This is a genomic window from Bradyrhizobium ganzhouense (assembly GCF_049949285.1).
GTDB classification, from domain to species: domain Bacteria; phylum Pseudomonadota; class Alphaproteobacteria; order Rhizobiales; family Xanthobacteraceae; genus Bradyrhizobium; species Bradyrhizobium ganzhouense.
In genome coordinates, this window is the sequence record NZ_CP181318.1 from 1,796,663 (window position 1) to 1,811,521 (window position 14,859).

The 14,859-nt window shown below is 60.3% G+C and carries 7 protein-coding genes and 3 pseudogenes; 8 read left to right on the forward strand and 2 right to left on the reverse strand.

Annotation, left to right across the window (positions count from 1 at the left end; genetic code table 11):
* The first annotated feature begins 300 nt into the window (after nucleotides 1–300).
* The 3 genes from tnpA to tnpC all read left to right on the forward strand — a co-directional run bounded on the left by tnpA (nucleotide 301) and on the right by tnpC (nucleotide 2,680).
* Nucleotides 301–726 (forward strand): IS66-like element accessory protein TnpA, encoded by a 426-nt coding sequence (gene tnpA, locus ACLFLU_RS08390; RefSeq protein ID WP_234686067.1) that lies wholly within the window; start codon nucleotides 301–303, stop codon nucleotides 724–726.
* Nucleotides 723–1,079, forward strand: coding sequence for an IS66 family insertion sequence element accessory protein TnpB (gene tnpB / locus ACLFLU_RS08395; RefSeq protein ID WP_426411773.1), 357 nt, complete (start codon nucleotides 723–725; stop codon nucleotides 1,077–1,079). The genes tnpA and tnpB overlap by 4 nt, the downstream gene beginning before the upstream one ends.
* 122 nt (nucleotides 1,080–1,201) lie before the next feature.
* Complete coding sequence (gene tnpC / locus ACLFLU_RS08400) at nucleotides 1,202–2,680, forward strand: IS66 family transposase (protein WP_426413942.1); 1,479 nt, start codon at nucleotides 1,202–1,204, stop codon at nucleotides 2,678–2,680.
* A 288-nt stretch (nucleotides 2,681–2,968) separates the two neighbouring features.
* Here the strand turns inward: tnpC and ACLFLU_RS08405 are convergent, their stop codons facing one another.
* Together ACLFLU_RS08405 and ACLFLU_RS08410 are read right to left on the reverse strand one after the other, a co-directional pair.
* The gene (locus tag ACLFLU_RS08405; RefSeq protein WP_426413941.1) at nucleotides 2,969–4,078 is read right to left on the reverse strand and encodes an IS110 family transposase; all 1,110 of its coding nucleotides are present in this window, start codon (nucleotides 4,076–4,078) and stop codon (nucleotides 2,969–2,971) included.
* Between the two features lie 255 nt (nucleotides 4,079–4,333).
* Nucleotides 4,334–4,533, reverse strand: a pseudogene (locus ACLFLU_RS08410) (IS110 family transposase); the annotation flags it as partial.
* 716 nt (nucleotides 4,534–5,249) lie between these two features.
* Here ACLFLU_RS08410 and ACLFLU_RS08415 point away from each other — a divergent pair.
* From ACLFLU_RS08415 to ACLFLU_RS08435, 5 genes and pseudogenes are all read left to right on the forward strand, one after another.
* Nucleotides 5,250–7,136 carry an IucA/IucC family protein gene (locus ACLFLU_RS08415; RefSeq protein ID WP_426411774.1) on the forward strand — a complete coding sequence of 629 codons (1,887 nt, stop codon included), beginning with the start codon at nucleotides 5,250–5,252 and terminating at the stop codon, nucleotides 7,134–7,136.
* 1,789 nt (nucleotides 7,137–8,925) lie between these two features.
* Nucleotides 8,926–11,187, forward strand: coding sequence for an acetate--CoA ligase family protein (locus tag ACLFLU_RS08420; RefSeq protein WP_426411775.1), 2,262 nt, complete (start codon nucleotides 8,926–8,928; stop codon nucleotides 11,185–11,187).
* Nucleotides 11,188–11,293: 106 nt separating this feature from the next.
* Nucleotides 11,294–11,476: pseudogene (locus ACLFLU_RS08425) on the forward strand (IS66 family transposase); the annotation flags it as partial.
* Nucleotides 11,477–11,624: 148 nt separating this feature from the next.
* Nucleotides 11,625–11,795, forward strand: a pseudogene (locus tag ACLFLU_RS08430) (ArdC-like ssDNA-binding domain-containing protein); the annotation flags it as partial.
* 775 nt (nucleotides 11,796–12,570) lie between these two features.
* Nucleotides 12,571–14,667, forward strand: coding sequence for a 3-hydroxyacyl-CoA dehydrogenase NAD-binding domain-containing protein (locus tag ACLFLU_RS08435; protein ID WP_426411776.1), 2,097 nt, complete (start codon nucleotides 12,571–12,573; stop codon nucleotides 14,665–14,667).
* Nucleotides 14,668–14,859 lie beyond the last annotated feature (192 nt).

Consider the following 14,859-nt stretch of genomic DNA (forward strand, 5'->3'; position numbering starts at 1 on the left):
CGTCAGACGCTTTGTGGCCGGCAAGAGCGCCGACGCCCGTTGTAAGATAGGAGCAGACCTCGGACGCACAATCGGGAATGCGGTAGCCAACCCGCGCATCAGAGCTTGATCACCGACGTCCTTCGGTTCCGCCTCCACCTATGCACGATCATCTTTATGAACAGCCGATCGACGATCGGACGATGCTCTGCGTTCTAATCCTTGACAGCGGACATCAGAGCGTTGTTTTGACCCCACCTTCTCGTGGCGCGAGGGATAGGCGAGGTTCACGATCTCTTTGAAGGGGATCGGCTCGTGTCTATGCTTGACCATACGCTTAAGTCGGATGCGGCGCCGGGCCGGCTGGAAGTGATCACGGAGGCAGGACGCCGCCGTTGGTTCTCCAGGGATGACAAGGCCCGGATCGTCGAAGAGACGCTGGTGCCAGGTGCGGTGGTTTCCGACGTTGCTCGACGACACGGGTTAACACCTCAACAGGTGTTCACCTGGCGGCGGCAAGCGCGCCTGCCACAGGTAATGAAGGCCGACGAGCCGCAGTTTGTCCCGGCGGTGGTGGATGCAGCCGCAGCGGCGATGGCCCCTGATCGCAAGGCCCAGCGATGCAAAGCCAAGCCGGATCTCGGGAGTATCGAGATTGAGGTTGATGGCACCATCATCCGGGCCGGTCGCGGCGCGGACGCAGCGATGATTGCCGCCATCGTCCATGCGCTGAAGGCAGTTCGGTGATTGGCCCGTCCGGAACTGTCCGGGTGATGGTAGCGACCAAGCCGGTCGACTTCCGCAAGGGAATGGAGGGGCTTGCCATGTTGGTGCGCGAGCACATGAAAGCCGATCCGTTCTCAGGTGCTGTTTATGTGTTCCGTGCTAAGCGGGCGGACCGGATCAAGTTGATCTTCTGGGACGGGACAGGTTTGTGCCTGTTCGCCAAGCGGCTCGAGGACGGCGTCTTCCGCTGGCCGAAGATCGAGGATGGTGTGATGCGTCTGTCCGCGGCGGAATTGTCGGCGCTGCTCGAAGGGCTTGATTGGCGGCGTGTCCACGAGGCACGGGAGACGATCGTCCCGACGCAAGCCGGATAATTGTGGGCCGCGCTGCGGCGAAGTGAATCAGGGGCATCGAGCACGTCGCCAGGTGGGCGCGAACATGCTCTGATTGGCCTGTGAGCGATAACCTTCCTGATGATCCCGAGACGCTGAAGGCGATGCTGCTTGCCGAGCGGCACGAGAGCGAGCGGCTGCGCCAGATCATCAAGGAGTTGCAGCGTCATCGCTTTGGCCGGAAGGCAGAGTCGCTTCCCGAGGAGCAGATGCTGCTCGGTCTCGAGGACGTCCAACAGGTTACGGCCTGTACGGAAGCCAGCCAAGACGAGACAGCTCCGGAAGGCCGGGCGGAGCGGGCTCGCAAGCGCCGCCACAATCGCGGAGCACTACCGGCGCATCTGCCGCGGATCGAGGTCGTAGTCGACCTCGACGCCAAGACCTGTCCCTGCTGCAAGGGCGACCTGCACCAGATCGGCGAGGATCGGAGCGAGCGGCTCGACATGATCCCGGCCCAGTTCCGTGTTCTCCTCACCCGGCGTCCCAAATACGCCTGTCGCGCCTGTGAAGACGGCGTCAGGCAGGCTGAAGCTCCAGCCCGGCTGATCGAAGGCGGTCTGCCGACCGAGGCAACCGTTGCCCAGGTGCTGGTGTCTAAATATGCCGATCATCTGCCGCTGTATCGGCAGGCCCAGATCTATGCCCGCCAAGGCATCCATCTCGACCGGTCGACGCTCGCGGACTGGGTCGGGCATGCGGCCTTCCATCTCCGTCCGCTGCATGAGCACCTTCTCTCGGCGCTTCGCGCGAGGTCCAAGCTGTTTGCCGACGAGACGACAGTACCGGTGCTCGATCCTGGTCGAGGAAGTACCAAGACTGGCCAGCTTTGGGCCTATGCCGCCGATGACAGGCCCTGGGGCGGTCTCGATCCGCCTGGAATAGCCTACGTCTACGCACCCGACCGCAAAGCCGAGCGGCTGTTCAACCATCTTGCCGGCTTCAAGGGCGTCCTACAGGTCGATGGTTACAATGCTTACCCAAAGCTTGCCGAGCGAGGCGAGGTCGAGCTCGCATTCTGCTGGGTACACATGCGGCGCAACTTCTACGAACTCGCGGTCGCCGGTCCCGCTCCGATCGCCAGCGAGGCGCTGAAGCACATTGCCGCATTCTACGCGGTCGAGAAGGAGATCCGCGGCCGCAGCCCGGAGGAGCGCCGTCTTGTGCGTCAGCAGAAAAGCCGCCCGCTGGCCGATGCCTTCGAGGCCTGGCTACGCGCCAAGCTGGCTCTCATCAGCCAAAAGATCAAGCTCGCCGCCGCCATCCGCTACGCTCTCTCGCGCTGGCAGGGGCTGACGCGCTTCATCGATGATGGCCGCATCGAACTCGACAACAACACGGTCGAACGCTCGATCCGTGGCATCAAGCTCAGTCGCAAGAACGCGCTCTTTGCCGGATCCGACGGTGGTGCCGAACATTGGGCGGTCATCGCGTCCTTAGTCGAGACCTGCAAGATCAACGACGTCGATCCGCTCGCCTATCTCACCGACGTATTGACGAGGATCGTCAATGGTCACCCAAACCGCGAACTCGACCAGCTTCTTCCCTGGGCCTATCGCGCGCAATCCCTCAAAGCCGTGGCCTGAGAACGACGCTCTGATGTCCGCTGTCAAGGATTAGAACGCAGAGCATCGTCCGATCATCGATCGGCTGTTCATAAAGATGATCGTGCATAGGTGGAGGCGGAACCGAAGGACGTCGGTGATCAAGCTCTGATGCGCGGGTTGGCTACCGCATTCCCGATTGTGCGTCCGAGGTCTGCTCCTATCTTACAACGGGCGTCGGCGCTCTTGCCGGCCACAAAGCGTCTGACGGGCATTCCCTCTGCCGTGGTTCCGCCTCCGCCCATGCACGATGATAAGAAGGGTACCTGATTAGGCCGTCGGCACTTGCCTCGCGACCGCCCACATGAATCCGACCAGTTCACGGGCGATGGCAGTGCAGACCACCGTTGTTCGTTTGCCGCACGCAGCCAGCTTCCGGTAGCGGGCCGTCAAGCGGCTCTGCGCCTTCCACGCGATCTCTCGCACTGCTGGCGATGCCTGCTCAAGCCGGTATAGCTTTGTCTTGCCGATCTTCGGCGGGTGTCGATATGTCCAGGCGCTCTCGACCAACATGTGGCGGACGCGGCCGTTGCCGGCCTTGGTGATGCCGCCACGTCTGACGGACTCTCCCGTCGATCGCTCGCTTGGCACCAGACCGAGGTAACCCATAAGTTGACGTGGGCTCTCAAAACGGCTCACGTCACCAACCTCGGTCGCGAATGTCACCGCGACGATCAGATCGACGCCTCGCAATGTTTGAAGCGCCCGCACGAGCGGCTCCAGAGACCAGGCCGAGACGAACTCTTCGATCGTGCGCTCGAGCCGATCGACCCGCTCCCTTGCGATGCGAACTGCTTCGACCATTTCTTGGAGCGCGATCTGGTGTGCGGGATGATCGAACTGCTGCTCCTGGAGCCAACGCAAATAGCGCATCGTCCAGCCCTTCTTGCGGGGATAGGTACGGCCGTGCTTGAGCATGAAGGCGCTCACCTGCTGCCGGTGGATCCGCAGCGTCTCAACCGCTGCCGATCGGGCACGAACGAGATCGCGCATCGCTTCGTGACCTTTATCGGGAACCCACACAGCCGTTAGCTCGCCGGCGCGCAGCAGCCGCGCGAGAGAAACGGCGTCCCGGCGGTTGGTCTTCACACGATCGCCCGGCTTCCTCGGGATCAGCGATGGCGCCACCACCGTGCATTCGTGGCCGAGCGACCGGATCAGGCGATAAAGACCATAGCCAGTTGGGCCGGCTTCGTAACAGAAGTGGACGCGGTCAAACCGGTTGGCAATCCGCCCTATGACGCGGCGCATGTTGGTGGGGGAAGCATCGACCTCACCGAAGAACCGAACCTCCCCCTCCCGGCCTGCATCCGCAATCGCGACGGCATTTCTCAGCTTGGCCACATCGATTCCGACAAATGCTTCCCTATATTCTGCCACGGCTCGTCCTCCTGTGATGAGGATCGGCTCGGTACGCCCGAGCAACTCTCGGACGCGCAGTTTAGGGCGAGCCACCCCACCGGAAGAGGCGGACATACGGTCTTACCCAGTTTCGGCGGGCTATTGAACCGGCTGATGTCGCCGGTCGCCGCCACGATGCCGGCGGCGACCGACAGATTCGCGCCGGTAACCGCTATCAATCAGTTGACCTCGGAATTGTCGATGGGCGATCTCGCGGTCGAGCAGGCCAGGTCTTCCGCTCAAGCTCGCGGACGTGCCGATCGATCGCGAGCGCTCATTGTCTGGAAGCTGTTGAGCGGCCACCCACACCCGGCCGCGAGCGTCGAACAGATCGGCGCGCGGGCACACTTCGGGACCAGGTGCGCGTGCAGGATCGAATACACCTCGTTCTTGAGCCGCGCGCGATGCCGCACGACCTGGTGGCGCGTGACAACAAAAGTGGGCGTTCACATCATGCACTGGCGGTGCCACGCTCGCAGGCATTTGCAGAGCGCACTATGTCCGGTTCCAGACCCATACGGTCGAGACTCGACATTCCGCCGCGCAATCATTCCAGCGGCTGGCGGAAAGGCGAAATGTCCCCCCTCTTTGTCTCTCACATTAAGCACGATCGCGCACGATGTCGTGGCACACCGATTGCTGAGAGACCCCCGGGGCTTGTTATCGCTACTGGCGGCGGAGGAACATCCAAATTGATCATTAAGGCCAAATCGTTGGGTGCGGTTCCAATTCAGGCTGTGCCACTCCTGCCTTTGTCGAATGATGACATGGCAGGTTGTTCGTCTATGCCGTACGGCATCGGCACGCCCTTGCAGAGGTTCTCCCAGAGCCACAAGCGGAGACAGGACAGTAAATCAGCGGACGTAGAGCTCGAGCGGCATTCTGTTCTCATGCTACTCTCCGCCCCGTCAATGGGCTTGGCGTTCGTTATCCTGCTCTGTCACATCAATTTTCGGTCGAAGGTGTTTCGAATTCTGGGGCTGATGTCGGCGCGAGGCATTGACCTCTCAAGTCGCAGCTCATGCAACTGGCCGCGAGGCTCGAAGAGGCCATTCCTGCAGAAACCTAGTGGGGCGCTCAGCTACCACGCCACGTTCTTCCCGGAGAGCGCGCCGTCCTGTTTGCTCGCCATTTTGCTGGAGGAAGTGTGATGGAGGAGAGGATAGCTTCTTCGGCAGATGCGGGGTTTAAGGCGCGCACCTCGCGGTTTTGGTTGGGCGCATCGCGCAATGCCATCCGCCGGTTGGTCCGCTGTCTATTCGCCGAGCGGCTTCTTGACCCAGATGCATTAATGTGGGCTCGGGAAAGCAACGAAGCATGGCTCCCCCTTTGGCGATCACGCGAGGTCCTGCATTTCACGGATTTGCACCGTGCGCCTGCCGGAACGTTTCAAAATCGAGGTTCAATCGAAGTAATAGACGAGACCGGCGCTCGCTACCGGATCGACAATCCTTCCGATCTCATCGGACAGATCGCGCCCGCTTTGGCGCTCGCGCCCGCAACGGACGACGTTCACCGTCTAATCCGTGACGTCGAGGACAGCATGCGTAACGACGCCCTCGCACGTAATTACCGGGAACACTGGAGCGCAGAGCTTCGAGCTAAAATAGCCGAAGCAGGAGCCCGGGATTTCCTAGAGTATCTCGAGAATCTGCCGCCGCACCTGAGGGCAATTACTCTCGATCAGTGGGGGGCGCTGGAGGGTCACCCCTTCTACCCGACATGGAAGGCCAAATCCGGCCTGCCCCCCAAGGACGTCGCTGCTTTATCTCCTGAGTTCGGTGCTCGCGTGCGCGTCCGAATTGCCGCGCTGCGTAAAGAATGGTCCTATGTGGAGAAGATGCCGCATGTCGGCAGCTATTCAGAATGGTTCTCACAAAATTTCCCGGAGCTCTGGTGCGCCTGGGTCGAAAGCTTGAGCAAACGTGGAAAGTCCGCTGAGGACTGGCTGCCTTTGCCTGTCCATATCTGGCACCTAGACAATTGTCTGCGACGTGAATTCGCGTCCGAGATAACTTCCGGAGTTTTCGATCCGAACGGCCCGGAGATCGTAACGCTGCCGTCAATGTCGTTCCGCACAATGCTGCCGGATACTCAGGAGCCGAGACCATTTATCAAATTGCCGGTGGCGATTTGGATGACCAGCGAACAGCGCATTCTGCAGGCCAAGTCAATTTACATGGGACCGCGTCTCAGCACTTTGATCTCTGAAATTCTATCAAACGAGCGGTGCCTCTCGGACAGGTTGGAGATCTTCGCAGAAGAACTGGGGGCAATCCTTCACCACCCCATAACAGGCGACGAGCATCCGGGCCGCTTTCTTTCAGTTGTCTACCGCAACTCTGGTGCATTGACGCGAAATGATGGACTATTGCCAGTCACAGTCGCAGCGCTCCTTACGGCGAGCCCGATCGACGGTCGCCCGCTCATTTGCGAATTGATTGCGAGAGACAGCGGTGAAATCGAAGCTGTCGTGTCTTCGTTCTTCCGTGCCTATGTGGGGACAGTGATCGGGCCGATACTCACCCTGTATCTGCTTTACGGAGTAGCCGTTGAGGCGCATCAGCAGAACAGTACAATTCTATTCGACCAAATCGGCCGCCCCAAAAAACTGCTACTCCGTGATTTCGGCGACGCTCGCTGCTTTGTTCCCCTGCTCAAGGAACGAGGGTACGATCTTAAGCCCTTCACTCGGGCGGGGATCTTACCAACCGCCTTTGACGACGATATCAGTATCGTGCGCTCATTCGTCATCGACGCGTGCTTCGTCTGCCACCTTCATGAGGTCGCACTGTGCCTCAACGAAATGTATAAACCGTTAGGCACATGCTTTTGGCACATCCTACGGGAAGAAACCGAGGCAGTCTTTGACGCGCTGAGGCCGCGCATGATGTCGGATGCATTTTGGCTCGAAGAACGCAAGGCGTTCCTTGACGATCCTTGGCGGACCCGCTCGGTGCTGAGGATGCATCTGGAGCGCTATCGGGACTTTCGAGTTGAGCACGAGTTGCCAAATCCGCTGGCGGGAGTGAAATGATTATGTCCCTGCGGCGTCTCGTGGCTTCGGACCTCTCACATAGATGCAACCCTCTGCGAACTACCGGTTTCGGGCTTCTTGCGCTCTACGTCCGCTCGAAAAAGGAATTGGCCATAAGTGTCGGCGCGGAGCGAGCTGAAGAAGCGTTTTCCTCCTTCAGAGCAGGATCTATGATGCGCAGGCTACCCCGCGAGTGGAGATCGCCATACGTGCTGCCTTGGTCTTCAAGCGTATTATTGATGCCCCGGCCAGTGCCGCACCGGGGCCTCCTGTTGGGTGGAGGGCCCTTCCGGCTTTCTGGTTGGCAGGATGAGGTCGTCCATGATCTCAAACGAAGAGGGCCGCCCGTGGAAAAGTTGTTCGCATCGGTTTGGATGTATCAAAGAGGATATTCAGTTGCTGGGCGTCGACGGGGGAGCAGCCGGTCTCGCGACACACCTTGAGATGTGGCCAGGATCTGGTGTTCTTCAGTCGTCCGAAGTTGCCGCCGGGCAAACAAGCTGGCGCCGATGGTTCGAACCTGTTGGTCAGCCGGTGAACGGGTTATGGGCTGCTAGTAGAGCCGTATCGATGCCGAACTTAGCATAGACGTGAGAAATGCAGAGAGCTTAGGGCCAAGCTGGCAGGCCAAACCGTTGATGCGACTTTCTTGCCCTGCGCTTGCTGCCCATTCCGCGCAAAACAAGAAAGTGCATCGCTTATAGCCCTGGATCGCAATCGACGCCGCGGTGGTCGCGGGCTCAAAGCACGGCAGGAGAAATGACATGGCTAACATCGCGAGACGGTTAGCAACGATTTCCAGGGCGAGATCATCACCCTGGGGTTGGCAGGCTGTTGGTATCTTCGGCAAAGGCCAACTCTCCAACGAAAGCGGGAGCCGCCGCGTCTATTTGGGCCGGACGAGATCGAGGCTGGCTGGTCGAAGCGCTCGGAGGGAGGGCCCTGACTATCTCTCACTCAAGCTCGATGATCCTTCCTTCAACGCACTGATCGACGCCGACCTGTCCGACCAAGTCGTCGAAGACGCAACCTGCTCTGGTTATGGCCGCGGAAGAACGGTATGTGACAGACTTCCGACAGGGCGGAGGTTATTCGGCCGCAGCCGAGTTGTAGTGCGGCCGCTGCATCGGGACAGTCTGTCTATGCCTCAGCAAACCGCCTCACTTGCGCTCACACCCGTGCTCGGACTGGGAGACCGGTCGAATGAGAAATCCTCGCTTTCGTCTAATCGCGTGGTGAATTTCGGCCATGTGATGGCCTACATCGAAGAAACGCGGCCGCTGAGCCGGCTAGTATACTCCCAACAAAAGAGGTGATTGCCTGAAGAGGGGCCAATAACTCGGTCGCGACACCTGGCGTCCATTGTCTCTTGCCCAGATGCTTTTACCCATTCGGCTGCTCGGAGTGCTGATTGTCGTGCTGTTTGCCTTGATCCATCGTTCGATGTGGCGCTGATGCAGCTTCGATGTGCGTCTAGTTGGAAATTTTCTGCTCTTTTTTGCGATGTTGATCGCCGCGTCTCTGCGTTCACGGTTCACAGAGGGCGCTAGCATTGGACACTGGTGATCCCAGTAGGTTATGGCCGGCGCAGACACCCTTGCTGAGTATTCTATGTAAGACTATGGGTGTGCCCCTCATTGATCTCACTTCAGCCGTCGGCTCGCGACGACTTAGGGCGTCGAGCAGTGTCTTGAGGTCCCGGCAAGCGAGAGGCGCAAAGCTGAAACCATGAAGCACAGAGTCTCGGCGGAAGAGCTAGAGTGAAGAACTAGAGGGAAGAACTGGAACTATGGAAGCACACGTATCGACTCCCGCCGTTTCACCGAATAATTGGTCACCAGCGCCCGATGCGAGCCATATCGTTAGCGGCATTCATGCGATGCTGCACCCGCGCAATATTGTACTGGTCGGCGCCACCGACAAGCCGGGCAATTATGCCGAGCGCATTTGGAACAATCTCATCAAGTACAAGTATCGGGGCGGGCTCTACCCTATAAATGCACGGAGGGACGTGGTCTGGGGAGTGACTTGCTACAAGGATTTTGCTTGCCTTCCGGAAAAGCCGGACCATGTGCTTGTGCTGGTTCCGGCGCGTTTCGTGGCTCAAGTCGTGCGGGATATTGCTGCGGCAGGCGCTCGGTCCGCAACGATCGTCTCATCGGGCTTTAGCGAGCTGCAGGACGAGGAGAGTCGGCGGCTTGCCGCCGAACTCAACGTCGCGGTGCGTGAGGCAGGAATCGCAATAACGGGCCCAAATTGCCTCGGTAATCTGAGTGCGGGCGAAAAGCTCTTCACCAATATCGATGACCGGATCGTGACTATGGACCAGGGGGCGGTTGCAATCGCTGGCCAATCCGGAGCCATCGTGATGATGATTCGTCAGGCGTTGGAGGATCGCGGCGTCGGTGTTGGCTATATGGTCACGACAGGCAATGAGGCCGGGTTAGAGACCGCGGACCTGATGACATATTTTGCCGCCGATCCTTCCATCCGAGTGATCGTGGTTTACCTCGAGGGCGTGCGCAACACTCAGGCGTTTCGGAATGCCTGCAAGGCAGCGCGTGCTGCTGGCAAACCTGTTATCGCGTTGAAACTCGGGACTTCCGAAGGCGGACGCGCCGCCGCCATGGCGCACACCGGCTCGCTGGCGGGATCCATCGAGTCCTTCGATGCAATATCGACGCGCGAGGGAGTGATCCGAGTGCGTGGACTCGACGAACTTGTGGAAACCACCGAATGTTTCGTTCATGCGAAACTGCCTAAAGGCAACCGCCTTGCTGCGGTGACGCTGTCCGGCGGAAAGCGTGGGCTCTTGATTGACGCATTCCATTCGGCGGGGCTCAAGTTTCCCCCGCTCAGTAAGGACGCCAGCGAGAAGCTCGCAACGATGCTCGGGCCGGGCTCGATCATTGGCAATCCGCTGGACGCGGGATTTGCTGCAGTTGTCGATCCATCAGTTTACATGAAATCGATCGAAATCATGATCGACGACCCAGATATTGACATCGTCATCATTGATGCCGACTTGCCGAAGATTCCGCATGAATTGCGCGAACGCAATTTGCGCATCGTCAACGGTATGGCGGGCAGCGCGACGAAGCCCGTAATCTACATCAGCCCGGTGTCCATGGGCTTTACCGAACATACAACCGCCTTGCGCAAGACATTGCCTAACATCGCTGTCATGCAAGGTATGGACCGCGCGGTCGGCGCAATCAAAGCGCTCATCGATTATGCGGCACTCGAAAAGGATGTGCCCGACATTATTTCCTCGTCCAAACCCCAGGCCCGGGCTCTCCTGGAAAAGACCTTGAATCGTGCCAGCGGCGCCGCGCTCGACGAGATCGCCTCCAAAAAGCTACTCAAGGCTTATGGCATTCCGATCTCGAAGGAGGCGATAGCACGGACGGCCGACGAGGCTGCAAACGTCGCCAGGAAGATCGGCTTTCCCGTCGTGGCCAAAGTGGTCAGCCCGGACATTCTGCACAAATCGGATGCCGGCGGCGTGGTGCTCAATCTCAAAAGCACGGTCGAGGTAAAAAGGTCGTTCAACGACATCGCAGCCCGTGTCAAGAAATTGAAGGGAAAGCCGCACCTCGAGGGCATTTTGATTGCGCAGCAGGTCAAGGCCGATCTCGAGCTCGTGATAGGCGCCTCGCTTGATGCCGAGATGGGACCGGTGGTGCTATTCGGTACGGGTGGCGTCGATATCGAGTTGATGAAAGACGTAGCGCTCGCTGGCGCGCCGATCGATGTCGCCGAGGCCGCAAAGTTAATCAGTCGCACCAAGGCCGGCGTGAAGATAAAGGGCTACCGCGGCAAACCGGCCTTGAACGAAGGCTCTGTGATCAAGGCGTTAATCGGACTCTCCAATTTGATTGCCGATGCTGGAGGTCGCATCGCCTCGATCGACATCAATCCATTTCTACTCACTGCCAAAAGCGGGGTCGCGGTGGACGCACTCGTAGTCTTGCGGAACCATCCAAGCAAGCGCGAGGAGAATCGTAAGACTTGCATGAGTCGGCTCGATGATCCGTGGAACCACTACTGAACAAGAACAGGGCATTCTCCCCTTAGGGGGATGCGGGCCATCGAATTCGAACACAATGGCGTCGCGAGTATACGAACGGAGCTTGAGGCGCGAACGGGCGTGTTCCATCAGAGTGTCCAAATATGCCGATCATCTGCCGCTCTGCCGGCAGGCCCAGATCTATGCCCGCCAGGGCATCGCTCTCGATCGATCGACGCTGGCGGACTGGGTAGGACATGCCGCCTTCCATCTGCGCCCGCTGCATGAGCGCCTTCTCACGGTGCTTCGCGCGAGGTCCGAGCTGTTCGCTGCCTCGCAATCACGCGACGTCGATTCCGCCTGAAGAAGCTGAGACCAAGAGTGCCGGTCGGGTTTTGCCGTGACGGGGTACAGGCCGCGAGAGAGGCTCGCGGTGCCCGTCGCAGAGATCAACGACGTCCAATCAGCAAGAAAATTATAGCTGGCTTACCTTCCGCCAGGCGCTCGTTCGGTGGTCACGTCCGCAAGGGCGAGCGTGGCACTAATGTTGTCTATGGCAACCGTTTTGTACCGATCCACGAAAAGCGGGGCCCGCGAGCGAGAATGGTGAGGAAGCGCAGGCCATTCCGTTCCTCAAGCGCTTCACGGTCTCATTCTCGAACACCTCGAAGTCGCCGCCGGGTCGAGCGGATCAGCTAGCGGTTGACTGCCTGAGTCCGGACCTCAAGTGCAACGGTTGCGCGGTTAGGTTAACGCACGCCTCGCGGTTCGCCGAGCTCGGCGAGATCGCTCTGAGTGACCTTCGATTGACTACGGAGGGCGTCTGGTTTTTGGCTAACGCCGCTACGGTGCTAGGTAATCGGCACTCGCAAACAGCGCAAAATCCGTCGAATGGATCGCTCGGAATCGAGTAGCCCGGACGTCTCATGATCAACTCGGGCCGAAAAAGGAGAGCTTGCGCAGAAATTAAGCGTAGATCTCCGGGCCATTGCACTAATCGATATGGACATCCTGTTACTCTACTGCTTCCCAGCTGAACCTGTTCGGATGGGTTCCAAGACGGTTGTCCGAACGACATGGTAGCTGCATGCTTAGACACTTTTACCGCTTCCGCATGGTCCAAGCATGCCGAGTGTTTCCGATGCAGCAGGCGGGACTTGCAGCAAATGATCCGGTGGCGGTGCAACCTGATGCTGCTCGGACCCGAACTAGTACGGCCGGGTACCCAACAGGACGACCCAACCAGTTCGGCAAGAATCAGTCTCCCGGAAATCGTACCTTGCGACTCACATGCGACGGCAGGGCGCATGTCTGGCAGTCAACATCACCACGCTGGGTTCGAGGCATCGCACCGAGCGTTTGACCCTTGCTAGCTGAACTGGTCCGCTACCCACCCGATTGTATTGTTTCACTGAGGATCCCACCGTGAGCGAAGTGGTAAAGCTTGAGCGTCATGACGAAGTCGGGATCGTCACGGTCAATAGCCCGCCGGTCAATGCGCTGAGTGCCGCAGTCCGCGGTGGGATCCTCGAGTGCATCAAGGCCGCGATCGCCGATCCCGCGATCAAGGGCATCGTGCTGACCTGCGCCGGCCGCACCTTCATCGCCGGTGCCGATATCACCGAATTCGGCAAGCCGCCGAAGGCGCCCGGCCCGAACGAAGTGCTGGCCGAGATGGAGGGCTCGCCGAAGCCGATCGTGGCTGCGATCCACGGCACCGCGCTCGGTGGCGGCCTCGAGGTCGCGTTGGCCTGTCATTTCCGCGTCGCCGTGAAAGAGGCAAAGCTCGGCCTGCCCGAGGTGAAGCTCGGCCTGCTGCCCGGTGCCGGCGGCACCCAGCGCCTGCCGCGCGCGGTTGGCCCCGAGCTCGCCGTGAAGATGATCGTCGGTGGTGATCCGATCGGTGCTGCCGAAGCGCTCAAGAATGGCCTGATCGAGGAGATCGTCGAAGGTCCGGCCTCCGGCGGCGAAGCCTTCGTGCGCAAGCTGCTCGCCGAGAAGCGCCCGCTGCGGCGCCTGCGCGACGACGATTCCAAGATTGCGGCGGCCAAGGCCGACCGCTCGATCTTCACCAATGCGGTCGCGGCCATGACCAAGAAGGCGCGCGGCCTGGAGGCGCCGTTTGCCGCCGCCGACGCCGTCGGCTACGCCATCGACCTGCCGTTCGACGAGGGGCTGAAGAAGGAGCGCGAGGGTTTCCTCAAGCTCGTCTCCAGCGACCAGTCCAAGGCGCAGCGTTATGCCTTCTTCGCGGAGCGCGAGGCCAGCAAGATCGCCGGCGTCCCTGAAGGCACCAAGTCGCGGCCCGTGAACCGCGTCGCCATCCTCGGTGCCGGCACCATGGGCGGCGGCATTGCGATGTCCTTTGCCAATGCCGGCGTGCCCGTCACCCTGATCGAGACCGGCGAGGAGCAGCTCAAGCGCGGCATGGGCATCATGCAGAAGAACTGGGAAGCGACCGCCGCGCGCGGCGGCATCCCGGCCGACGCGCCCGCCAAGCGCATGGCGCTGATCAACGGCGTCGTCGGCATCGAGAACGTCGGTGATGCTGACCTGGTGATCGAGGCCGTGTTCGAGACCATGGCGGTGAAGAAGGAAGTGTTCGGCAAGCTCGACCAATACGTCAAGCCCGGCGCCGTGCTCGCCTCCAACACCTCCTACCTCAACATCGACGAGATCGCGAAGTCGACCAAGCGGCCGCAGGACGTGCTCGGCATGCACTTCTTCTCGCCCGCCAACGTCATGAAGCTGTGCGAGATCGTGCGCGCCGACAAGACCGCGCCGGACGCGCTGGTTACCGCCGTGAACATTGCGCGCAAGATCGCAAAGGTGCCGGCCGTGGTCGGTGTCTGCGACGGCTTCGTCGGCAACCGCATGCTGGCCCAGCGCGGCAAGCAGTCCGAAAAGTTGTTGTTCGAAGGCGCGCTGCCGCAGCAGGTCGATGCTGTGGTGACGAAGTTCGGCATGCCGATGGGACCGTTCGCGATGGGCGATCTCGCCGGCCTCGACATCGGCTGGCGCTCGCGCAAGGACCGCGGCATCAAGTCGGAGATCGCGGACGCGCTGTGCGAGGCGGGCCGCTTCGGCCAGAAGACCGGCAAGGGCTACTACAAGTACGAAGCCGGCAGCCGCTCGGCGCTGCCCGATCCGGAAGTCGAGAAGCTGATCGACGAGACGCTTGCCCGTCTCGGCCGCAAGAAGCGCGTCGTCAGCGATGACGAGATCCTCGAGCGCATGATGTATCCGATGATCAACGAGGGCGCGAAGATCCTCGAAGAGGGCATCGCCGCGCGTCCTTCCGACATCGACGTGGTCTGGCTCTATGGCTATGGCTGGCCGATCTACCGCGGCGGCCCGATGTTCTGGGCCGACAGCGTCGGTCTCAAGCACATCGCCGATCGCCTGGCCTTCTACGCCAAGGAGACCAACGACCCCAGCCTCGAACCCGCTCAGCTGCTGAAGAAGCTCGCGGCCGAAGGCAAGACGTTTGCCTCGCTCGCGGCGGAGTCGAAAGCGGCGTGATGCCAGCTGCCAATCCTTTCGTTGTCCCACGTTGCGCGATTGCGCGACGTGGGTGGCCCGAAAGGCCTGACCGGGAAATCATCTCGCCTTCGAGTACGCTGCTCGTTGGACTCTCTGATGCGCATTGCGCGTTAGAGCTCGCGACAGAGCGTGTCATCGGGCGCGCTTTGCGCGGAGCCCGGTGGTCGCACG

Excerpts from the sequence above, each read along its gene's own strand:
- tnpA (WP_234686067.1), top strand. The coding sequence starts at position 301 with ATGCTTGACCATACGCTTAAGTCGGATGCGGCGCCGGGCCGGCTGGAA.
- tnpC (WP_426413942.1), top strand. The coding sequence starts at position 1,202 with ATGCTGCTTGCCGAGCGGCACGAGAGCGAGCGGCTGCGCCAGATCATC.
- ACLFLU_RS08420 (WP_426411775.1), top strand. The coding sequence starts at position 8,926 with ATGGAAGCACACGTATCGACTCCCGCCGTTTCACCGAATAATTGGTCA.
- ACLFLU_RS08415 (WP_426411774.1), top strand. The coding sequence starts at position 5,250 with ATGGAGGAGAGGATAGCTTCTTCGGCAGATGCGGGGTTTAAGGCGCGC.